The sequence below is a fragment of the Myxococcus xanthus genome (assembly GCF_006402735.1).
GTDB classification, from domain to species: domain Bacteria; phylum Myxococcota; class Myxococcia; order Myxococcales; family Myxococcaceae; genus Myxococcus; species Myxococcus xanthus_A.
Genome location: NZ_CP017174.1, coordinates 1,126,236 through 1,147,032, shown reverse-complemented (window position 1 = coordinate 1,147,032; position 20,797 = coordinate 1,126,236). Strand labels below are relative to the sequence as shown.

Genomic DNA, 20,797 nt, shown 5'->3' with positions numbered 1-20,797 from the left:
CGAGGGTTTTACGAGAGGGCACGAGCGGGAAGTAGCACGTCCGCCTGAGTGTCCCACTGCGCCAACCTGGAACGAAAGGACCTCGCTTGACGCAACTGCTTCGACTCGCCGCCCTGGTGTCTCTGATTCCCTCGTTCGCCTCCGCGGACGTGGTGTGGAAAGGCGACTTCGAGACGGGCAATACCTCGCAGTGGACGCGCAGTCAGAGCGTCTCCAACAGCCGTCTCCAGGTGGTGACGGATGTGGTCCGCGAGGGCCGCTATGCGCTGAAGGCCACGGTGCGCCAGGGTGATGACCCCATCAACGCCAGCGGCAATCGCAATGAATTGCTCTACATCAGCCAGGAGAAGGCGGACTCCACCTGGTACTACAAGTGGAGCACCCTCTTTCCCGCCAACTACCCGCTCGACGACAGCTGGCAGGTCTTCGCGCAGTGGCACCAGGAGGGCTGCTGCGGCTCGCCGCCGCTGGAGTTCTACGTGCGCGGCGAAGAGATGCACATGCGCGTGGGTGGCGTGAAGGGCAAGGTGCTGTGGACGGCCCCGCTCAAGCGCGGTGACTGGAGCGACTTCGTGTTGCAGGTGAAGTGGTCGCCCAACGCGAAGACGGGCTTCGTCCAGCTCTGGCACAACAACGAGGTCGTCGTGCCGAAGACCTATGTCGCGACGCAGTTCGGCAAGGAGATGAACTACCTGAAGCTGGGCCTGTACCGCGACGACGCCATCCGTCCCGAGGCCAGCGTGTACCACGACGGTTTCACCATGGCCTCGACGCTGGAGGAGGTCATGCCGCCGACACCGGAGCCGGCCCCCGCGCCCCCCGCACCAGTGCCCGAGCCCACCATCCCCGCGCCTGAGCAGCCGGGTGAGGACGCGCCGTCCGAGGAGCTCCCCGACGGGCCCATCGTCCGGACGCCCGACACGCAGCCGCAGACCCGATGGGGCGTCACCACCCCCGAGGACATCCTCTCCGGGGAGAGTCCGCTGGGCTCCGACGGAGCTCGGGGCTGCAATGCCTCCGGCGGCGGAACGGCGGGTGTGCCCATCACGGCCGCCGTGGGCCTGCTCTCCTTCGCCGCGCTGTTCGCCCGCCGCCGCAAGCCCGCCCAGGCTCGCGCCCACGCGAAGCGCTGAGCGGCCTCGTCATCGCGGGGCTTGTCGGTGATACGGCGGGCCCCGCGCGGCAAGGTCGTGAGTCAGGGCTCCTTGAGCAGGGGGAGCCCTGAGGTGACCTTGGCCAGCAACGTCCGCAACGTCGTGCGCTCCTCTTCGCTCAAGGGCGCCATCAACGCGGAAATCCGCCGGTAGTGGTCCGGCAACACGCTTTCGATGAGCTGTCGGGCCTTGGGCGTGAGGCGCACCGTGTACATGCGGCGGTCCTCCGGATGGTCCTCGCGGGAGATGAGGTTGTCCTTCTCCAGCGTGTCCAGCAGCCCCGTCATCGTGGCCCGGCTGACGCCGGAGCTCTCCGCCAGGTCCGCGGGCGTGAGCCCACTCACGCGCTCCACGTCGTCGTCCTCGGTGGTGAGCAGTCGGACCAGCACCATGAAGCGCCCCATCGACAGCCCGTGACGACCCAGGTGCGCCTCATAGGCCCCCGACAAGTCGTGCGAAGCCCGCAGCAAGGTGATGCACGTCTCGATGGCGCTCGCGTCGAGTTCGGGGAAGCGCAGCGCCAGGCGCCGGAGCCGCTCGTAGCGCGGCACCGCCGCGGGCGTCGGGGAAGTGGGAGGTCGAGTAGGCACGGCACAGGCCTCGTAAGGCCCCTAATGATTTTAGGCAATTAGAAAGGGCACGCCCTGCACCGGGGGCTGGCGCCTGCTGGCCCGGGCGTTATGAACGGTGCGTGCTGGATGTGAAGGACGCGGCCGTGCAGACGGCCCTGCGCCGCGCGTGCGAGGAGGTCGGCTTGCCGGACTCGCTGCGGGGCTGCGTGTATCCCCTGCTGCGCGACCCGGAGGGTGAATGGCCGGGCTGCTGCGGTGGAGGCTGCCACCCGTGTGCCTCCTCCCTGGTGGACGTGGCGATGCGCACGCTGGAGCTGCTCGGCACGCCCCGGCGCGCGCCCGTGGTGGGGTGAAGCGCGGCACGGTCGTCGCATAGGCTGCGGCGACCATGAATCCCATCGTCCATGCCGAGCTGGCCTGGCTCGCGGCGCAGGGCCTGCGTGAGCGCAGAGACCGCATCCTCGTCACCTGCGCAGGACTGGCACCGGACCTGGATGGGCTCACGCTGCTCGCGGGCGAGGCGTATTACGTCAGGTACCACCATGTCATCTTCCACGGGTACGTGGGTGCCATTGTGACAGCGGTGGTCTGCGCGGCGCTGGCGCGCCAGCGGTTGCGGGTCGCGGCGCTGTCCCTTTTCGCCTTCCACCTGCACCTGCTTTGCGACCTCGCGGGCAGCGGCCCGGGCTGGCCCATCTACTATTACTGGCCCACGAGCATGCGGGAGTGGTTCTGGGAGGGGCAGTGGAATCTGGCCTCCTGGCAGAACGCGGTCATCGGACTGCTCACCACGCTGCTGTGTCTGGCGTGCGCGCTGCGCTTCCGCCGCACCTTCGTGGAGGTGTTCTCCGCCCGGTGGGACGCGGAAGTCACGCGCACGCTCCGGCGCCGGTTCCTCCGTGAGGATTTCGTGCGGGAACCATGACGTGATTGTCCATGCGTCCATCGCCAGCATGGACGCATGCTCATCCTCGGACTCGGGTTGATGGCCGTGGGCGTGTTGGGGGCGACGCTCGATGCGCCCGTCACGTCTGTCACGGTCTACAGCGACCAGGCGCAGGTGGTTCGCTCCGGCAGCCTCACGGTTTCCGGCTCGCGGCGAGTGACGTTTCCCCAGCTGCCCAAGAACGTGGATACGGACTCCATCCGCGTCGAAGCCGAGGGCGCGGAGGTGTCCCACGTCGACGTGCGCATCGTGAAGGGAGAGTCCTTCTCCCATGACGAAGCCCGGAAGCTCATCGCGAGCATGGAGGAAATTGACGCGGCGCTCGCTCGCATCACGGCTGAACGAAACGTCCACCATGCGCAGATTGAAGCGCTCCGGCGGGTTCGTCCCTCGGCGCAGTCCGACAGCGAAGCCGCGCGCGCCCAGACTCCGCCCACCACCTGGAACGCCGCAGTGTCCTTCCTCGTGGACAACGTGGCCCGGATGGAGGCCCGGATGCGAGAACTGGAGGCGCAATCCGCGACGCTCCAGAAGGAACAGCAGCAGTACAAGGAGCGCGCCACGATGTTGGGCAAGACGTTCGGCGAGCCCGGTGTCGAAGTGACCGCCACGCTCACAGGCAAAGGCGCCACGGAGGTGGCGCTGACGTACCTCGCCACCAGTGCCCGCTGGTATCCCCACTATGAGTTGCAGTTCCAACCCGAGACGCAGCGGATGCAGATGGCCTTCTACGGCCGCGTGAGCCAGGAGACGGGCGAGGATTGGGAGAGCGCACGGCTCACGCTCAGCACCGCCCTGCCCGCCAACGCCATGGAGTTGCCCAAACTGAGCACCTGGAAGCTGGGCATTCGGGAGCGATTCATTCCCACGCCGCGTCCTCATGAAGAGTCCGTTCAACCCGCGCCGGACGCTTCGAACACCCCGTCCCAGACCACGGCCTCAGCCGAGGAAATGCTGCGCTCGCAGTTGCTGCGACTTGCCGGAGAGCGGGGCCTGACACAGCCCGCAGCCTCGAAGCCGCAGGTCACCGCGCAACGCGAACAAGGAGGACTGGGGGCCATCCGGGGTACCATCATCGACGCCCAGTCCCGGCAAACGCTCTCCGATGTGGTCGTCACCGCGACCTCCTCATCAAGTGAGGCGGAGCACGTGACGGTGACGGACGCCAAGGGTGAGTACCTCCTCCCCAGGCTCCCCTCCGGCGCCTACACCGTGCGGTACGAGCGTGAGGGGTACAAGCCCTATGCCCGCAACTCCATCCAGCTCCGCTCGAGCCGCACACTACGAGTCAATGCGGAGCTGCTTCCCGACTCTCTAAACGAAGCCATTGAAATTGTTGGCCGCCCGCCCACCATCGACGTCGGGTCCACGACCATGGGCGTCAACATCGATCAGGAGTTCATCAAGCGGATCCCGGTCGCCAATCGGGACGGCTCCATTCAGCGGTCGATGTCACTGACCCCACCGCCTGGCTGGCGCCCCCCCATCTTCGCCCCGGAGTCGCCAGTCGCTGCTGCGGGAGGCTACAACCTCACCTTCTCCTCACAGCACCCGGAAACCCTCCTCAGCAACAAGGGGGAACGCAGCCTCCCGCTGGTCTCCGAGTCCTGGCCCGTGCAGGTGGAGCGCAAGATATTCCCTGCGCTCTCGCCGAACACGTACCTCGTCGCAACGCTTCAGGGCCCATCCCGGAACGTGTTTCCAGGGGGGGATGCATCGCTCTTCGTGGGCGCCGACCCGGCCGGAACCGCGACGCTGACAACCATCGTTCCCGGGGAGTCCTTCACCCTGCCACTGGGCATCGACCGCGCGGTACGCAGCGCCCGGGACGTACGGCTCGTCGAGTCGGAGAAAGGCTTCATCTCCAAGGATGAGGTGGGCACGTACGAAGTCACCATCGAGGTTCCCAATCCCTACCCCTTCCCCCTGGCAGTGAGCGTGGTGGACCAGCTTCCGCTCAACAAAGACGGCAAAGTGGAGGTGGCGCTGGTCCGTGCCGGGCCCTCTCCCCAGTTCGACAAGGGAACGGGAAAGCTCCAGTGGGACGTGGTGGTGCCACCGTCCAGCAAGTCCACCGTCTCCTTCCAATACACCCTGAGCCGCCCCAAGGGCTGGCGTCTGTACCAGAAGTACCAGAACTAGCCCGAGGACCGAACCATGCCTGCCCTACCTCTGACGCTGTGGGCGCTCGTCGCGGCCGCCAAGGTGTCTACTGTCGTGGTGTATCCGGACCGTGCGCAGGTCACGCGGGAAGAGACCGTGACCTGCACAGGTCCCACACGTGCCCGATTCGAGGCCGTTCCCCTCTCCGCCGTGGCAGACAGCCTCCGGGCCCACGCCGACAGTGCCACGGTGGAAGGGCTCATCACCGATGAACACTCGCGCGAGGACGCCCATCGCGAAGAGCGCACCCGGCTGGAGGCACGCCGAGACGCACTGCTGCGTGAGCGGGCCGCCCTGGGCGACGCGGCGGCGCGAGCGAACGACCTCCAGACACTCGCGAGCGGATACACAGACGTCGCCGTGTACCGCGTCACCCATGAGATGACGAACGCGAAGCCCGACACGCGCGCGTGGGCGGCCGCCTTCGACTCGGCCATGGCCGTGAGGCGGCGCGCGATGACCGAGGACCAGGACGCCATGGCCAGACAGCGCGTGATGGAGAAACAGCTCGCCGAGGTAGACACCGAACTGGAGAAACTCCGAACCGCCTCCGAACAACGAGAGCGCCACGTCGAGGTGCGACTCTCCTGCCCCCGAGGCACCCGGGCCCGCGTGGCGCTGACGTACCTGATGGGGAACGCCAGCTGGACGCCCTCCTACGAGGCTCGTGCGAACGACAGTACCCGGACGGTGGAGTTGACGACGCTGGCCACGGTGCGCCAATCCACCGGAGAGGACTGGTCGGACGCGAAGCTGGTGCTGTCCACCGCGCAGCCGCAGCGGGACGCCACCCTTCCAGAAATCCAGCCGCTGTATGTCCTGGCGGAAGAACGGCCGAAGGAGCGTCAGGTGCTTGTGCGCCGCGACGAGCAGCCACAGCACGCCAACGCTGGCGGCACCGCCACGGCGACGGTCTCGAAGGGACTCGAAGCCGTCCCCCAGGGTCTGTCCGTGCAGTTCGCGGCACAAGCGCGAGTGAGCATCCCCGGCGATGGCCATGCCGTGCGGATACAGGTGGCGCAGACCCGGCTCAAGGCCGCGTTCCACTGGCGCACCATCCCCAAGCTGCACCCCGTCGTCTTCCGCGTGGCCCGCTTGAACAACGCCGCCGCGTTCCCGCTGCTGCCAGGTGCTGTGGACCTCTACCGGGGAACAGGCTTCATCGGGCGACAGACACTGGAACACGTGGCGCAAGGCGCCCCCTTCGAGCTGACCTTCGGCGTGGAGGAAGGCCTGCGCGTGGAGCGCCGCGTGGTGGAGGAACTCCAGCGCCCCAAGGGCCTGTTCAAGGACACGCAGCGCTTCCGGTACGCCTACCAGTTCACGCTGAACAACCTCCGCGCGCACCCGGAAGAAGTGGAGCTCTCCGAGCACTTCCCCGTGTCTGAGCTGGAGGACGTGAAGGTGGCCCTGGAGCCCGAGACAACCGCCGGCTACACGCTCCAGTCAAACGACGGCATCGCGACCTGGAAGGTGAAACTGGCCCCGGGCGAAAAACGCACCCTGGACTTCGCCTTCCACGTCGACGCCCCGTCCCACTACGAAACGAAGGGGCTTTGACAAGGGGCGCTGGGGCATCCTGCCCCTCACCGAGGCAATCTGCCCCGTCCAGGGCGGGACACGGCACACGAATCCCCGAGTGAGGCAACGCATCCCATCCGTTGGCACAGCGGATGCTTTGCGTGAGCCCAAGGAAGTACGGCCCGCCCGTCCCGACAGCCGGCGAGGGCTCGTGCGGCAAACACCGCCTTCCTTGTTGCAGCACTCGCGGTACGTTGTGAGAACCCACCTCCGGTCCGTGCGCTCCCTCCCCCTCGAGGCGCACGGACCGGAGCAGCCTCTTTCGAACCGCCCGTGAGACTCGCCCGCAAGTTCACCCTCGCCCTCGTCCTGCTCGCCATCGCCGTCATGGCGGGCTTGCAGTACGTCCAGGTCCGCCGCGAGCTCGAGCGCTCCGCCCTGGACATGCAGCATGACCACCGGCTGCTCGGCCACACGCTCGCTGGCTCCATCGGCAAGGCGTGGCAGCTGGCCGGGGAGCGCGAGGCGCTCACCCTGCTCCACCAGGCCAACCGCTTCCAGGAGCAGGTCCACCTGCGCTGGGTGTGGCTGGATGGCGGCCCCGGCACCCCGGCCCTCACCGGCTTCCCACCGCGCCTGCTCGCGACCCTGCTCCAGGGCAAGGACGGCTCCATGGTGGACCCCGCCGTGGACCCCGGCCTGCTGCATTCGTACACGCCGGTGCTCATCGGCGGCCGGCTGGGCGCCATCGAAATCACCGAGTCGCTGGGCGAACAGCAGAAGTACGTCAACACCGTGGTCATGGGCACCTTCGCCGCCACCGCCGCCATGGCCATTGGATTCATCGTGGCCGCCATGGCCATGGGCCGCCGGCTGGTGGGCGAGCCGGTGGACCAGCTCGTGTCCCTGGCCCACCGCATCGGCGAGGGGGACCTCACCGCCCGCGTGCCACTCCCGCAGCGCCGCGGCGACGAGCTCACCACGCTGGCCGGCGCCATGAACCGCATGGGCGAGCAACTGGAGGAGACGCGCTCGCGCCTCGCCACGGAGACGGCCGCGCGCCTGTCCGCCGTGGACCACCTGCGACACGCGGACCGGCTCACCACCGTGGGCAAGCTGGCCTCCGGCGTGGCGCATGAGCTGGGCACCCCGCTCAACGTCGTCATGGGCCGGGCGAAGATGATTTCCTCCGGCGAGGCGGAGGGCGAGGAAGTGGGCGAGTGCGCGCAAATCATCTCGCAGCAGGCCCAGCACATGACGGCCATCATCCGTCAGCTCCTCGACTTCGCGCGGCGGAGGAAGCCGCACCGCGCGCCGGAAGACGTGCAGGGCCTGGTCGAACGCACCCTGTCACTGCTGCGCTCCATGGCGGCGCGAAACAGCGTCACGCTGGAGACGGACATCCCCGCGGGACTCACGGTGGAAGTGGACGCGGGCCAGGTGCAGCAGGTGCTCACCAACCTGGTGATGAACGGCGTGCAGGCCATGAAGCAGCCGGGCACGGTGCGCGTGCGCGCGGCCCACACCCGGAGCACCCCGCCCCCGGACGTGGGCGGGCCCGAGGCGGACTACGTGCGCCTGGACGTGGAGGACGAGGGCCAGGGCATCCCCGAGGACGTGCTGTCCCACGTCTTCGAGCCCTTCTTCACCACCAAGGACGTGGGCGAGGGCACCGGACTGGGCTTGTCTGTCTCCTATGGGCTCATGCTGGAGCATGGCGGCTGGATTGCCGTGCGCAGCGAGCCCGGACGCGGTAGCTGCTTCTCCATCTACCTGCCAAGGGGTGAGGACACATGCCAGGCCGCGTCCTAGTCGTCGAGGACGAGCGCGAGATGCGCGCGATGTTGGAGAAGGGGCTCACGCGCCGGGGCTTCACGCCCGTGGCGCTTCCGTCCGCGGACGAGGCCCTGGTGCGGCTGGCCGCCGAGGACTTCGACGTCGTGCTCACCGACCTGCGCATGCCCGGCATGGACGGCCTGGCATTGTGCGAGCGCATCGCCCTCAACCGCCCGGACATCCCCGTGGTGGTGGTGACGGCCTTCGGCAGCCTGGAGACGGCGGTGGCCGCCATCCGCGCCGGCGCGTACGACTTCGTCACCAAGCCCATCGACGTGGACGCGCTGGTGCTGGTGCTGGAGCGCGCCGTGCAGCACCGCGCCCTCCGGGAAGAGGTGCGCAGGCTGCGCCAGGAGCTGGGCCGGCGCGAGGACAGCGGCACCGTGGTGGGTGAGAGCCCCGCCATGAAGCAGGCCTACGCGCTCATCGACCGCGTGGCGGACCTGGACTCCACGGTGCTGATTACCGGCGAGAGCGGCACCGGCAAGGAGGTGGCGGCCCGGGCCGTCCACACGCGCGGGCGCCGCAAGGACGGGCCCTTCGTCGCCATCAACTGCGCGGCCATGCCGGAGGCCCTGCTGGAGAGCGAGCTGTTCGGCCACGCCAAGGGCGCCTTCACCGACGCCAAGGCCGCCCGCACCGGCCTGTTCGTCCAGGCCAACGGCGGCACCCTCTTCCTGGACGAGGTGGGAGAGTTGCCCCTCACCCTCCAGCCCAAGCTGCTGCGCGCCCTGCAGGAGCGCACGGTGCGCCCGGTGGGCGGCGACACGGAGGTGCCCTTCGACGCGCGCATCGTCGCCGCCACCAACCGCGACCTGGAGCTGGCCGTGGAGGAGGACCGCTTCCGCGAGGACCTCTACTACCGGCTCAACGTCATCGGCGTGGAGCTGCCGCCGCTGCGTGCGCGCGGCAATGACGTGCTGGCCCTGTCCCAGCGCTTCATCGAGCAGTTCGCCTCGCGCACCGGGAAGCGGGTGCTGGGCCTGTCCCCCGCGGCGGCCCAGCGGCTGCTCGCCTACGGCTGGCCGGGCAACGTGCGCGAGCTGCAGAACTGCCTGGAGCGCGCGGTGGCGCTCACCTCCTTCGAGGAAATCACCGTGGACGACCTGCCCGAGCGCGTCCGCAACTACAGCCAGCCGCGCGTGGTGCCGGAGACGCAGGACGCCTCGGAGCTGGTGACGTTGGAGCAACTGGAGCGGCGATACATCCACCGCGTTCTGGAGGCGGTGGGCGGAAGCCGCACGCTGGCGGCGCGCATCCTGGGCGTCGACCGCAAGACGCTGTACCGCAAGCTGGAGCGCGACGACGACACGCGCAAGGGCTGACGTCAGTCCACCACGGCCAGACGCACCTCGAAGATGCGGGGCCACAGCTTGCCCGTCATGAAGATGCGGCCCGAGCCTGGCTCCACGGCGATGCCGTTGAGCACCGCCTCGGGGTTGGTCACCTGCCCCGCCACCGCGCGCGTCAGCGCCGACGCGTCGATGACGCCCACCACCGTGCCCGTGGCGGGGTCGATTTCCAGCACATCCGAGCTGTGCCAGATGTTGGCGTAGATGACGCCGTTGGCGCACTCCAGCTCGTTGATGAGCTCCACCGGCTGGCCGCGCAGCTTCACCTGCACCGCGCCCAGCAGGGCGAAGCCGTCGGGCTCGTGGAAGGTGAGCATGGTGCCGCCATCGCTGCGCACCAGCTTCCCGTCCCAGTAGCAGAGGCCCCAGCCTTCCCCCGAGTAGCGCGTGGTCCGCTCGCGCTGCGGCGGCATGCCGCTCCAGGTGAAGAGCAGTCCTTCGGTCCAGGTAATCTGGTACAGGCGCTCGCCATCGCTGGCCAGGCCCTCCGCGAAGATGTTCCCCAGCCGCTCCATCCACACCGGCTGCGCGCTCTCCAGCGACAGCTGCCGCAGCGTCCCCTGGTGCCCGGTGCTCTCGAAGAGATGCCCCTGGTGGAACACCAGTCCCTGGGTGAAGGCATTCGTCGCGTGGGGATACTCACGGATGATGTGCGCCACGCGCCGCACGGGTTCCTGCACGCCGCCTCCCGCATCCGGCACCGGCCGGTTCGTGGGGCTGCAATGGCACGCCACACCCAGCGCGAGCAAGGACAGCAGCGAGGATGGAATCCGCATGAGACGCCTCGAGTGAAGCGGTTCGTGCGACGCCCACCGCCCCGAGTGAGCCTGGACCCAGGCCCGTCAGGGTGCAAGCCCCCGTCCCACCGCGTCCATCGGATTTAGCGCCGGGCCCACGACACAGGGAGAACAGTGGGGGCACGCGCGCCGTGAAGGCTCAGCGCGGAGGCGGCACCAGCGTCTCCACCGCCTCGCACAAATCCTCCATGGCGAAGGGCTTGTTGAGCACGCGTGCCGCGCCGAGCAACTCCGCTTCCTGGTGGAGCTGCGCATCGCCGAAGGCGGTGATGAGGATGACGGGCGTCGTCCAGCCCTCGCGGCGCAAGCGGGCCAGCACCTCGATGCCCGAGAAGCCGGGCATGCGCACGTCGGTGACGATGAGGTCGGGGACCTGCGTCTGCTGCGCGAGCAGTCCGTCCACCAGCGCCTTGACCAACCCCGGGCCGTCCGGGGCCTCCACGACGTCATACCCGCGCCGGGACAGTGCCCGCCGCAGCAGGCTGCGCATCTCCGGTTGGTCCTCCCCCAGGAGGATGCGCGGAGCGCTGCGGCGCGACACCCACTCACGCGTCGACCGCGGCCACTCCCGCACCTCGTCGCTGACCGCCGTGACTTCGTCTGGCCCCATCAATGGCTGCTCCTTGTGGTGTGGTGGGCACGCCCGGCACCTGGGCCCCTTCCTCGCTTCGGGACGGGGCGGCGCCGGGCGCCCAACGCAAGAGCATCCGCCGTGCCACGCCGTGGCCCCTGGAGCGTTGGCCCCTGCCCGCCCGCCAGCCGGCCCGCGGGGGCTCGCTCGCCTCCCATGCCTGGGCCGCCAGGAGCCCCAATCCCTGTCGCTCATATAAGGAGGCGCTCCGCTTCTGGGACAGGCGCGGCACACCCGGACAGCGCGCCGGCCCGGGTGAGGGGCCCTCCGGACAGGCCCCCCACCCGCTGTATGACCCGCTGGCGCCCCAGAAGCTGGGGCGGGGCACGTTGCCCCGGGGAGAAATGCCCCAAGCCGGGGCAGTTTGCCCCGGGACGACGGGGCACCTGGGGCACGCACGGGCCGTGGCCCCGAGGCATCCCGAGGGCGAGGAGCGTTGGCCCGCCAACTGCAATGCCTCCCAGCATCGGTTCGGGCGCGGGGCTCACGCAAGAAACCCCATGGCGATGACCGCTGCTGACGTCGGGGGACAGTCGGCCGCAGGGCATCACCTTCCACCCCTCCAAGGTGGGACCTTTCTCGCGCAGGCCCCTCGCCTGGACCGGCATTTTCCCTCTCGATTGGAGAACGAACGATGGCCTGCTCGCTCCCCTCCCGCCGCTTCCTCAGTGCACTGGTCCTTCTTCCCGCCGCGACGCTTGGCGCCTGTGGCCAAGCCATTGGCACCGCGTCCGCGGCGTCGCCCGCTCCTACCGCCCAGGTCGCCGCCGCTGTTCCGGCGCAGGCGGCGCCGCCCATCCAGAAGGCGCTCTTCAATCCGGCCGTGGCCGGAAGCCAGGGCGGCATCACCTCGCTGGCGCCGCTGGTGGACGCAGTGAAGGGCGCGGTGGTCAACGTGGAGGTGCGCGCGCGGCCCCGCAGGTCAGCCGCCATGCAGCGCCTGCCACCCGGCATGGCGGAGCGCTTCGGCTTGCCGCCCGGGTTCGGCGGCGAAGGCAACGGCCCGGCGCGCCAGGGCGCGGGCTCCGGCTTCATCATCGACGCCTCCGGCATCGTCCTCACCAACAACCACGTGGTGGAGGACGCCGACCAGGTGCGCGTGAAGCTGGATGACGGACGTGCCTTCGACGCGGAGGTGATGGGCCGCGACCCGCTCACCGACGTGGCCCTGCTGAAGCTGAAGGGGGCGCCGGGCAACCTGCCGGCGGTGCCGCTGGGGGACTCGGACGCGCTGCGCGTGGGCGACGCCGTCATGGCCATTGGCAATCCCTTCGGCCTGGCGTCCAGCGTGAGCGCGGGCATCCTCTCCGCGCGGGCCCGCGACATCCAGGCGGGCCCCTATGACGAATTCCTCCAGACGGACGCCGCCATCAACCCCGGCAACTCCGGCGGGCCGCTCTTCAACATGCAGGGCGAGGTGGTGGGCATGAACACCGCCATCGTCGGCGGCGCCACGGGCATCGGCTTCGCGGTGCCCAGCAAGCTCATCCAGGCGCTGCTGCCGCAGCTCAAGGAGACGGGCGTGGTGCGTCGCGGCTGGCTGGGCCTGGCCGTACAGGACCTCACGCCGGACCTGGCGCGGGCGCTGGGCCTGGAAGCGATGAAGGGCGCGGTGGTGGCAGGCGTCAACCGAGGCAGCCCGGGCGAGCGCGCCGGCCTGCGCGAGGAGGACGTCATCACCTCCGTGAACGGCAAGCCGGTGGAGTCCGCGGGCGGGCTGACGCGCGCCGTGGCCCTGCTCCAGCCCGACAGCCGCGTGAAGGTGGACCTGCTGCGCGGTGGCAAGGCGCAGTCAATGGACGTCACCCTGGGCACGCGGCCCGCGCAGAATGGCGAGCAAGAGGTGCTTCCGCGCAACGCGTCCGCCTCCGCGCCGAGGCGGCTGGGCGTGCAGCTGTCGGACACGCGGGACGGCGGCGCGCAGGTGGTGGCCGTGGAGCCGGGCAGCCCCGCCGAGCGCGGCGGACTGGTGCCGGGCATGGTGCTGGTCCAGGTGGGCGACCAGAAAATCGCCAGCGTGTCGGACGCCGCCCAGGCGCTGACGTCCGCGAAGCCCGGCGCCGCGCTGCTCCTGCGCGTGCGCATGCCGGGTTCGGAGTCCACGCTGCTGCGCGCGGTGGAAGTCCCGGAACTATAAGCTACCATCGCTAGTCCTCTGACTGGGAGAAGCTTGGTGGGTCGTAGCCGAACTTGGCCCGTGCCTTCGAGACGGTAAAGCGCCAGCGGATTCGGAGCCGCTGGCGGTTGGCCCACCGCCCCCAGGCGTCTGTTTCCTGGCCGAGCTTCTCAAGGGTTGGGATGCGCCGATTACCCAGGCACTGACGTGATAGCAGGGAATTCTCTACTTCCGCTTGATTGAGCCAACTGCCGTGCACTGCACGGTGAAGCGGCGCCAGAGTCGACGTCCTGCGCGCACCCCATATCGTATCTCCAATGCGCGGCAGGAGTGGGTGCTGAGGTTGTCGAGCACCAAATGGATGGCTTCTGCGCCGGGTAGTGATTGGCACGATCCTGAAGTGCTTCCGTAAACGCCTCGCTCTTTCTGTTGGCCGTCGCCTTCACGAAGTGCCAGCCCGCCTTTGGTTCCACCGCGCAGAAGAGATTGGCGGTGCCACAACGAAAGTAGGCGTAATCCTGACGAGCTTCTCGTCCGGGGCAAGCAGGTGAAGCAGGACGTACCCACTCCATCAGCTGCACGGGCCTCTCATCGAAGCAGACGACGGGTTCAGCCGGGCACACTGGCCGCGCGTACAACTCCAGCACGTCCTCCATGCGCTCGATGATGTACTGAGCGTCCAATTCGGGCACGCACCACATTTTTTCTACGCCGGCAAATATGGCTTGAGTCCGAGGTGTTGACCCTCTGGGAGAAGGAAGACCGCCATGGCTCGGACGACGTAACCGTCCGGTGGGCGTCGTGCCGGGAGGTTTGATTGCGGACGAGGACTGTGTTCGGCGAGCGCCGCGAAGAGCGAGCTGTTTAGGGACTGGGCTGGAGGCCTGAGTCAGGCGGCTCGGCGACGCGTCGACGTTTCCACTCGTGGGGTAGCAGCTCACCGATGCGTGAGTTGGGATGCGTCTGCACACGCAGCAGCACGTCGGCCAGGTACTCCTCGGGGTTGACCTGGTTGGCCTCGCAGGTGGCCACCAGTGCGTAGAGGCCCGCGAGGTTTTCACCCGCGATCTCGTGGCCGACGAAGAGAAAGTTCTTACGGCCCAGAGCCGCCTTCCGCAGCGCCGATTCCGAGCGGTTGTTGTCGAGAGGAAGGCGCTCATTCTCCACGAAGCGCGTGAGGGCTTCCCACTGCTTCAGTGCGTAGGAAATGGCTTGGCCCAGCGGACTCTTGGGCGGGTGACGCGGCGCCTGCGATTCGAGCCAGACGTGCAGTCGCGCGAGAACGGGGGCGCTGTGCTGCTGGCGCAGCTCGCGGTGGGCAGCGGTGCGCACCGCGTTTGCGTCGCGCGCATGGGTCTCCACACGGTACATCTCAAGGATGAAGTCCAGCGCTTCGCGTGCCTCAGGGGCGGTGGCCAGCGCATCGAAGAATCGGCGACGGACGTGGGCCCAGCACCCGACGCGCACTCGCCCTGAGGGCAACGTCGCCGCGTTGTAGCCGGCGTACGCGTCCACCACGAGGGCGCCCGAGGTGCCGCCCAGGGCTTCCTTTCGCGTCTTGCTGGCGCGGCCCATGCTGAAGCGGTAGCCACAATGACCTCGAACACCTCTTCGGTGCCTGCCGTTACCACGAGCGGCGCGCCTCGGGCCGGGTGCGAGGGAGTGCGGGCCTCGTCGTGCGCGGCGCGGTGCGGCTTCCGGCCATCGCCTCGGCCCACCTGCTGCCCGCCCTTGACGGCCCACATCTGGCGCCTGGGGACCTCAACGACTGGCGACTGCTGCGCGCTCAGCTTGAGCATCGGCGCGTCCCTCGCATCATGGGCCGGCGCATCCGCGCCGACCCGGATGGCTACCTCCGAGACATCGAAGAGGAACTCAGGCCATATTTGCCGGCGTAGAAAAAATGTGGTGCGTGCCCGAATTGGACGCTCAGTACATCATCGAGCGCATGGAGGACGTGCTGGAGTTGTACGCGCGGCCAGTGTGCCCGGCTGAACCCGTCGTCTGCTTCGATGAGAGGCCCGTGCAGCTGATGGAGTGGGTACGTCCTGCTTCACCTGCTTGCCCCGGACGAGAAGCTCGTCAGGATTACGCCTACTTTCGTTGTGGCACCGCCAATCTCTTCTGCGCGGTGGAACCAAAGGCGGGCTGGCACTTCGTGAAGGCGACGGCCAACAGAAAGAGCGAGGCGTTTACGGAAGCACTTCAGGATCGTGCCAATCACTACCCGGCGCAGAAGCCATCCATTTGGTGCTCGACAACCTCAGCACCCACTCCTGCCGCGCATTGGAGATACGATATGGGGTGCGCGCAGGACGTCGACTCTGGCGCCGCTTCACCGTGCATTATCCGAGAAGGGAGCCAGGGTGTAGTCACGTCACTGGCAGCCCGCTGCATCTGCCTACTCTTTCGAGGAGCATCACGCAAAGAGCGGGAGATCCACTTGACGGGGGCAACCCCTCATGTCCAACGGCGGCTTCATGTGCCTTGCACCATCTGAAGAGCGGCTGGAGCCAAGCTCCAACCGCCTCCAGTTCCACAGCTAGGCAACCCACCAGCCGCACTTCCGGCTCCCACTCTTCCGCATTGGCTTACGTGGGCACCAACCTTATGGTGCCTTCTCTCCGGAATCGGAGGGGGCAAGCCTCATGGTGAGTTCGTTACAACGCCTCATATATGGAGGCAAATGGACGCTTGACCTCCCTGGATTGGGTGCCTCCCTTGCGACATCAGCGATTAATTCATCAGCGACTGCCCGGCCGGCGTCGCAATAGGCATCTCTGGCGGCAGGGAGATTGCCTGCCTTTTCGTGAACTTCAGCTAAAGCAGCCCAGCACTTTGCGGCTGTTGGCTTGGGCGTCTGAGTCAAGAAATCATTGAGCACCACAAACGCCATATGGGAATCGCCGAGTGCGAGCCAATATGCCCTGGTTCCTAGCGTTTTTTCGCAGATGTCAGCCGGACTCGGCGCAGAACCTTCCGGACTGATTTGAATAAGTGCGCCACTGGATTCACTGCCTAACCAATTGGAGTTTGCAACTTCCTTACGTGTGTCGAACCATGCCTGGATGATGTAGGTGGCAGGGGGGATTTTGGATGTCTGCTCCGCAGTCAACACGTACCTGGCAATGAGTGTTGGTGCTTCGCTGGGGCGCAGCGTGATGTTTTTTGAGTGCCTCTCCGTAGCTTTAAATGGCCAAGAAAGAGGCGCCCGATCCTTCGATGCCCCGTTGCGATAGATATCCAAATTGAGTCTGATGTCGTCCAGATGAACTGTATCTATAGAGGGGCCTTTGTCTGAACGAGACAAGGGCGGATGCGCTTCGTAGCGCAGGTAGACATTCAGTACGAAGGGAGTTCCTTGGCGAATTTCTGTTGCAGAGGTCTGAAGCACCAAGACGGGACGGGCTTGTGTGGAGCGGGGCGCTTGCGGAGACTGAAGAGGTGGAGATGCAAGAGTTGTCGATGTCCCCAGGGCGAGACAGAGCAGCAATGAGGTGCCCTTCATGGAATCTCCTCAGGGGCGACGCCCCCCCCATAGTATGGTGGATGGTTGTAATAGTCGTTCACGCATATTTTTTCGCGACAGTTACCTCGTTGGGGGGCCGCATCTCCATGTCGTGAAGGATGGGGTTCTGACACTGGTTGCGGATACATATTCTGGTCTTTGTTGAAGGTTTTTCCAAGACGATCAGTGCAAAGATCTGTGCCAGGGGTCTCATGCGGCTCTATAACATACCTACGCAGTGGCCAGCGGTCCCAGTGGACAGCGGTTGCGATTGGTTGGCGCATCAAGCAGGTCTCGTCACCTCCGAATATACTGCCGTGCTGTGAGTTGGTGACTTCGTGCGAGATAATCATGATCTGACTAGGAGGCAGGATACTTCCCGGGACTGAAATTCCCGTTGACTCACTATGAACCTGTATGGTTATGCCAGAATCTGATGCATTTATCTTTTCCGTGACGGTACTCCCCGAGCGCTCCCATATTGCTATTCTTTGTCCATGATCGCCATGGTGGGGGACGTTTGCGGTGTGAGCAAGCTCATGGGCGGTTGTCCATGGGATTTGAGAGTCGCCTAGGGATGATGCGAGTTCTACTCGTGAGATATTTCGCGGAACGCTCGGTCCGAAGTGCGCCTTTGATTTGGTTAGGCTTAACGATGGCATTATCATGACGAGATGCTGGTCTGTCCTGTGGCGTAATCCTTCCGTGAGCGCATTGAAGTTTATTATTCGCTTACTCGGATCGTTATCGTTGAATGAATCAGAGGGTGTAAAATCAGCAAGGCCGTAATCGTAATGGGGTTGAAGATCGGCTAGGGCTGCGAACTGCATGATGCCGGTGATGATGTGTTGCCTTTTTTGGCTCTGGACAGGGTCGCTCGCCGAGTATCCGTTGTAGACATGGTAGTCTACCTTCGTGGGGTTTGGTTCCACACGCTGTCCATTGGCGACCATGCCGCGATATTCTTCGTAGAGCGTGAGGCCATCTCCAGAATGTCCATCCCCGCCCAGCAAGGTTTCGTTGTCGGAACTGTCGTCCAGATTTGAAACACCATGTGCGGACTTCCAGCTATCTGCGATGTAGGAAGTCGCTTGGCGTTTTGGAATTCTCATGGGTTCGCCAGTGTTCCTGAAGCGGGCAACAATGGTTGTTCCATCCTCGAGGAGTGCTTCTGCGGTAACCTCTCCGTAGGCTCCCCAGTCGAAAGATGAAAGGGTTGCCGCAGCATCTTCGATCAGCCCAGTGGGGGTATGAAGCGTGTTCTTGTCGACAAACACCAGGGGCGTGTTCAGGCTCGCTTCGAATTGTAGGTCCTGAGGACTATTCTCGGGAGCGAGGCGCGGGGAATTCATCGCGGTTCCGAGAACATTGGAGGATGTTAGTCTAAAAGTGATTTTTTGAGCCTTAGGCAGTGGCAATGTGGATGCGCTGGGCTTTGGATCTAGCGTCGCGTTTATTTGAAGCGTTGCGCCTGCGATTGTTGGCTCGCTTCCAGAGCCGTTCCAAAGTGTCGCCATTGGGCGCCATGAATCGAGATTGGTTGCATCGATAATGAGGCGCACGTCAGGTTGGTTGGTAAAACGCCACGTGACAGTTTCGCTCCAGTGATGTGTGGCCGAGTAACTCCCCGTGGATGAGTTCGACCCGTAGGCAACGATGCTGCCGGGCGTCGTTCCGGGTTTCCAGTATCCGTCAGTGATTTCGTACACGAAGACCGGATCGTCGGCGGTGCTTGTTGTCAGGGCGGGGGGGCCGCAACTGCTTTCGTTGAATGTCTTTGTGGTCGTTGTGCCTACTATGTCTTCGAGGGCACCGAACTCAAGTGCCGCGAAATCGCCGCCTGTGTCGATCGATATATACATGTCTCCTTCGCTCGTGCCGACGGTCCTTCTTTTGGTGTGTATCTCCTGTGAATGGATGCATTGCGAGCATTCTATTGACTGGCGTGTGTCGATGTTGGAGTCGTCTATTTCTAGCGTGACTTGACTGCCCGTTTCGTCAGAGACGTAGTCGATGGTGGTGTTACTACTATAGGAGCCTCTATATGTGCGACCAAGGCAGCCGGACGTGAAGTCGTCTTCAGTGCTATTCCATTCCTTTCGATGTCTCGTGTAGGTGCCGTACCATGTGGTGTCTCTCAGTCTCGTGAGTCTATTTTTCGTTGGCGGCTGATTATTGTCTTGCTGGGGTGGAGTGCATCCCACGAGAGCCAAAACCAGTAGAGAAAGTGTTAATGGGAGCCGTGGTGTTTTGGGGGACATGGAGGTATTTGGCGTGTTCCGCTTGGGTTCTGCGTGGTTACGCATTGATGGCTGGAGGATTCTGGGGCTTAGTTCTTGTGTGGCGGCGGTATTTGGGTCCTGGATATTTTTCGCCTGGAGTGGTTGCGGTATGTGGTCGCTTCCTTGTGTTTGATTGAGTCCATGGCGGGGGTGAGCCTGGCGGGGCCGTTGGCGCATTGGTCGGTGTGTGGGGGTTTCCGCCTAGGGTAAACGGGGTGGCTTAGTGAATTTTGACTTGGCGGGAAGGCGCTATTTTTGACTATCTAAGAAGGGGTGGCTGCGTCAAGGTGGATGTGGCACGCTTGGTCGAACTTGCGGCTTCTTCGTTTGTGAGCTCCAGTGGCAACGATTTGGGTGTGCATGGACTCCATTGGCCGGTTGGCGCAAATGAATACTTCCGTCGATTCGTGCGAATGCGCCATGGTTTTGGCGAAGGAGGAATCCAAGTGGTGGAATGGGGAGGGTGGTAATTATAGGCCTACAGTCGTTGGTGTCGGTGAGCGGTCGGGTAGACCAGGGAGGTCACCCTCCCTGCCCCCCTGGGTACCCGCACGATAGGCCTATAAAATGACGAGGGTGAGGAGGTGGGTGCGGTAGGTGTCGTCGTGACCAGCCCGCCGCACGCGTCTGGGCAGAATTGCCTTGAACGAGGTGTCAGCCTTCAGGACGGCGAAAGCGGCTCGGCGTACCACGGCGAGGTTCTGAGCGCCTGGGCCATTGTGGATGCGCGTGGCATCCTCATGCAGCACGACGTCCAGACGCTGATGCAGCCCATTTTCCACCTCCCAGTGCGCACGCACGGAGATCGCCATGGCTTCGGCATCGGAGGGCTCGCGGGTGCTGACGAAGAAATGCAGCTCGCGGCTTGTCTCGGTGCCGTTCAGCGTAACGACAGAACGCTCTCGAACCAGCGCCAACACACTCCTGGCGTGCGGCAGGAAGTGCTGCACGCGGGGGAAGTGCTTCACGTCGAAGGCCCAGCCACGCCGTTGCTCTTTTCGGCCATGGCCTGCTTCTTCCCCGCTGTCCGTGCGTGAATCGCACAAGGACTCTGCCCATGCCTCATCCAGCACGTCTTTTCCGCCCACGACGCACAACGTCTCGCACACCGTGGCGTGCACAGGCCCCCGGTTGCCTTTGAGGGCCAGGACATAGCCTCTCCCCAGCATTCACGATGCCGTCGGCCAGGACGCCCGTCTGAAGGTTCGCGTCGCCTGTCATCACCGTGTCGGTCAACTCCAGCAGGCTCAGCAGGTCCGCGGCGACCACTGCCTCACTCGAGGCACCACCTGGCGCGGGCACCAGCCCCACCAGGAGGCTGTCGCGACCCTCGACCAGATAGGTGTGAACAAGGTGCATCGGCACGCTCGACGCGCCCGTCGTACGTGCTCCCCCCCCCGTAGACTCTTGCCGTCCACGGCTACCTGCTGCACTCCGCTCGAAGGCAGCGCGCGCCGTGCCGCCACATCCCTCATCCAGACCGAAAATCCCTCCGCGAAGAGTTCCGCGTCCAGTCTCCCTATGTCACGCTCCAGGGTATCGGCGGACGGCCTCCCGGAGCTATCCCAGGGACACAGCTTGCGCAGCCATGCCTCCTTCAGTCGCGCCAAGTCCGCGGCCCCCTGCCATCCAGGCATGTCCCTCACCGCCGCTCCAAAGACGATGAGCAGCAACAGTTCGAGCGGGAAGACCACTTTCTGCGCGTGCCGCCTCGAGTCCTCCACCGCCGAAAAACGCGCAAAGAGCAGCAGGGACATCCCATCACTCGAGGTCGTCTCTCCCGTTCTGGCCATGGCAAGGGGGCGACCAATCCCACCTGCCACCTTATGCCCACCCTTGCTCCCGCTATCCCTAACGATTCCGAGCACCTATCGTGCGGGTGCCCTGGAGGGACTGGAGAGCTGAACGATTTTCCGGGT

18 protein-coding genes and 1 pseudogene are annotated in these 20,797 nt (G+C 65.5%); 10 read left to right on the top strand and 9 right to left on the bottom strand.

Features of this window, described 5'->3' with window-relative positions:
- The first annotated feature begins 86 nt into the window (after positions 1 to 86).
- Positions 87 to 1,133, top strand: coding sequence for a heparin lyase I family protein (locus BHS09_RS04990; protein ID WP_140787734.1), 1,047 nt, complete (start codon positions 87 to 89; stop codon positions 1,131 to 1,133).
- 62 nt (positions 1,134 to 1,195) lie between these two features.
- Here BHS09_RS04990 and BHS09_RS04985 read toward each other — a convergent pair whose 3' ends face one another.
- Positions 1,196 to 1,744 carry a MarR family winged helix-turn-helix transcriptional regulator gene (locus tag BHS09_RS04985; protein WP_140797314.1) on the bottom strand — a complete coding sequence of 183 codons (549 nt, stop codon included), beginning with the start codon at positions 1,742 to 1,744 and terminating at the stop codon, positions 1,196 to 1,198.
- Positions 1,745 to 1,845: 101 nt separating this feature from the next.
- On the opposite strand from BHS09_RS04985, the gene BHS09_RS04980 reads away from it, so the two are divergent.
- The 6 genes from BHS09_RS04980 to BHS09_RS04955 all read left to right on the top strand — a co-directional run bounded on the left by BHS09_RS04980 (position 1,846) and on the right by BHS09_RS04955 (position 9,517).
- Complete coding sequence (locus BHS09_RS04980) at positions 1,846 to 2,079, top strand: hypothetical protein (RefSeq protein WP_140787731.1); 234 nt, start codon at positions 1,846 to 1,848, stop codon at positions 2,077 to 2,079.
- Between the two features lie 35 nt (positions 2,080 to 2,114).
- Positions 2,115 to 2,651 (top strand): metal-dependent hydrolase, encoded by a 537-nt coding sequence (locus tag BHS09_RS04975; protein ID WP_140787729.1) that lies wholly within the window; start codon positions 2,115 to 2,117, stop codon positions 2,649 to 2,651.
- A 36-nt stretch (positions 2,652 to 2,687) separates the two neighbouring features.
- Positions 2,688 to 4,814 (top strand): mucoidy inhibitor MuiA family protein, encoded by a 2,127-nt coding sequence (locus tag BHS09_RS04970; RefSeq protein WP_140787728.1) that lies wholly within the window; start codon positions 2,688 to 2,690, stop codon positions 4,812 to 4,814.
- Positions 4,815 to 4,829: 15 nt separating this feature from the next.
- Entirely contained in the window at positions 4,830 to 6,395 is a 1,566-nt protein-coding gene (locus BHS09_RS04965; RefSeq protein WP_140797313.1) for a mucoidy inhibitor MuiA family protein, read from the top strand.
- A gap of 294 nt (positions 6,396 to 6,689) precedes the next feature.
- Positions 6,690 to 8,168, top strand: a complete 1,479-nt coding sequence (locus tag BHS09_RS04960; protein WP_140787724.1) for a sensor histidine kinase — start codon at positions 6,690 to 6,692, stop codon at positions 8,166 to 8,168.
- Complete coding sequence (locus BHS09_RS04955; RefSeq protein WP_140787723.1) at positions 8,150 to 9,517, top strand: sigma-54-dependent transcriptional regulator; 1,368 nt, start codon at positions 8,150 to 8,152, stop codon at positions 9,515 to 9,517. The genes BHS09_RS04960 and BHS09_RS04955 overlap by 19 nt, the downstream gene beginning before the upstream one ends.
- A gap of 2 nt (positions 9,518 to 9,519) precedes the next feature.
- On the opposite strand, the gene BHS09_RS04950 is transcribed toward BHS09_RS04955, so the two are convergent.
- Positions 9,520 to 10,320 (bottom strand): glutaminyl-peptide cyclotransferase, encoded by an 801-nt coding sequence (locus BHS09_RS04950; protein ID WP_140797312.1) that lies wholly within the window; start codon positions 10,318 to 10,320, stop codon positions 9,520 to 9,522.
- 160 nt (positions 10,321 to 10,480) lie between these two features.
- Positions 10,481 to 10,951 (bottom strand): response regulator, encoded by a 471-nt coding sequence (locus tag BHS09_RS04945; protein ID WP_140787719.1) that lies wholly within the window; start codon positions 10,949 to 10,951, stop codon positions 10,481 to 10,483.
- A gap of 655 nt (positions 10,952 to 11,606) precedes the next feature.
- Here BHS09_RS04945 and BHS09_RS04940 point away from each other — a divergent pair.
- Positions 11,607 to 13,109: a Do family serine endopeptidase gene (locus BHS09_RS04940; protein WP_140797311.1), complete on the top strand. Its 1,503-nt coding sequence runs from the start codon at positions 11,607 to 11,609 to the stop codon at positions 13,107 to 13,109.
- 170 nt (positions 13,110 to 13,279) lie between these two features.
- Here BHS09_RS04940 and BHS09_RS40220 read toward each other — a convergent pair whose 3' ends face one another.
- Both BHS09_RS40220 and tnpC read right to left on the bottom strand, forming a co-directional pair.
- Complete coding sequence (locus BHS09_RS40220; RefSeq protein ID WP_418764035.1) at positions 13,280 to 13,744, bottom strand: transposase; 465 nt, start codon at positions 13,742 to 13,744, stop codon at positions 13,280 to 13,282.
- A gap of 208 nt (positions 13,745 to 13,952) precedes the next feature.
- A pseudogene (gene tnpC / locus BHS09_RS04930) lies at positions 13,953 to 14,675 on the bottom strand (IS66 family transposase); the annotation flags it as partial.
- A gap of 89 nt (positions 14,676 to 14,764) precedes the next feature.
- On the opposite strand from tnpC, the gene BHS09_RS04925 reads away from it, so the two are divergent.
- Together BHS09_RS04925 and BHS09_RS40215 are read left to right on the top strand one after the other, a co-directional pair.
- Positions 14,765 to 14,986: a hypothetical protein gene (locus BHS09_RS04925; RefSeq protein ID WP_201800550.1), complete on the top strand. Its 222-nt coding sequence runs from the start codon at positions 14,765 to 14,767 to the stop codon at positions 14,984 to 14,986.
- Positions 14,987 to 14,991: 5 nt separating this feature from the next.
- Positions 14,992 to 15,588 carry a transposase gene (locus BHS09_RS40215; protein WP_140797308.1) on the top strand — a complete coding sequence of 199 codons (597 nt, stop codon included), beginning with the start codon at positions 14,992 to 14,994 and terminating at the stop codon, positions 15,586 to 15,588.
- A gap of 108 nt (positions 15,589 to 15,696) precedes the next feature.
- Here BHS09_RS40215 and BHS09_RS04915 read toward each other — a convergent pair whose 3' ends face one another.
- The 4 genes from BHS09_RS04915 to BHS09_RS40210 form a co-directional block, all read right to left on the bottom strand.
- The gene (locus tag BHS09_RS04915) at positions 15,697 to 16,596 is read right to left on the bottom strand and encodes a hypothetical protein (RefSeq protein ID WP_140797307.1); all 900 of its coding nucleotides are present in this window, start codon (positions 16,594 to 16,596) and stop codon (positions 15,697 to 15,699) included.
- Positions 16,593 to 18,458, bottom strand: a complete 1,866-nt coding sequence (locus tag BHS09_RS04910) for a hypothetical protein (protein ID WP_140797306.1) — start codon at positions 18,456 to 18,458, stop codon at positions 16,593 to 16,595. The genes BHS09_RS04915 and BHS09_RS04910 overlap by 4 nt, the downstream gene beginning before the upstream one ends.
- 980 nt (positions 18,459 to 19,438) lie before the next feature.
- The gene (locus BHS09_RS04905) at positions 19,439 to 20,047 is read right to left on the bottom strand and encodes an ISAs1 family transposase (protein WP_140797305.1); all 609 of its coding nucleotides are present in this window, start codon (positions 20,045 to 20,047) and stop codon (positions 19,439 to 19,441) included.
- Between the two features lie 78 nt (positions 20,048 to 20,125).
- Complete coding sequence (locus BHS09_RS40210; protein WP_161605124.1) at positions 20,126 to 20,635, bottom strand: transposase family protein; 510 nt, start codon at positions 20,633 to 20,635, stop codon at positions 20,126 to 20,128.
- Positions 20,636 to 20,797 lie beyond the last annotated feature (162 nt).

Excerpts from the sequence above, each read along its gene's own strand:
- BHS09_RS04975 (WP_140787729.1), top strand. The coding sequence starts at position 2,115 with ATGAATCCCATCGTCCATGCCGAGCTGGCCTGGCTCGCGGCGCAGGGC.
- BHS09_RS40215 (WP_140797308.1), top strand. The coding sequence starts at position 14,992 with ATGTGGTGCGTGCCCGAATTGGACGCTCAGTACATCATCGAGCGCATG.
- BHS09_RS04945 (WP_140787719.1), bottom strand. The coding sequence starts at position 10,951 with ATGGGGCCAGACGAAGTCACGGCGGTCAGCGACGAGGTGCGGGAGTGG.
- BHS09_RS04955 (WP_140787723.1), top strand. The coding sequence starts at position 8,150 with ATGCCAGGCCGCGTCCTAGTCGTCGAGGACGAGCGCGAGATGCGCGCG.
- BHS09_RS04965 (WP_140797313.1), top strand. The coding sequence starts at position 4,830 with ATGCCTGCCCTACCTCTGACGCTGTGGGCGCTCGTCGCGGCCGCCAAG.
- BHS09_RS04915 (WP_140797307.1), bottom strand. The coding sequence starts at position 16,596 with ATGAAGGGCACCTCATTGCTGCTCTGTCTCGCCCTGGGGACATCGACA.
- BHS09_RS04910 (WP_140797306.1), bottom strand. The coding sequence starts at position 18,458 with ATGTATATATCGATCGACACAGGCGGCGATTTCGCGGCACTTGAGTTC.
- BHS09_RS40210 (WP_161605124.1), bottom strand. The coding sequence starts at position 20,635 with ATGTCCCTGCTGCTCTTTGCGCGTTTTTCGGCGGTGGAGGACTCGAGG.
- BHS09_RS40220 (WP_418764035.1), bottom strand. The coding sequence starts at position 13,744 with ATGGAGGACGTGCTGGAGTTGTACGCGCGGCCAGTGTGCCCGGCTGAA.
- BHS09_RS04940 (WP_140797311.1), top strand. The coding sequence starts at position 11,607 with ATGGCCTGCTCGCTCCCCTCCCGCCGCTTCCTCAGTGCACTGGTCCTT.
- BHS09_RS04970 (WP_140787728.1), top strand. The coding sequence starts at position 2,688 with ATGCTCATCCTCGGACTCGGGTTGATGGCCGTGGGCGTGTTGGGGGCG.
- BHS09_RS04950 (WP_140797312.1), bottom strand. The coding sequence starts at position 10,320 with ATGCGGATTCCATCCTCGCTGCTGTCCTTGCTCGCGCTGGGTGTGGCG.
- BHS09_RS04905 (WP_140797305.1), bottom strand. The coding sequence starts at position 20,047 with ATGCTGGGGAGAGGCTATGTCCTGGCCCTCAAAGGCAACCGGGGGCCT.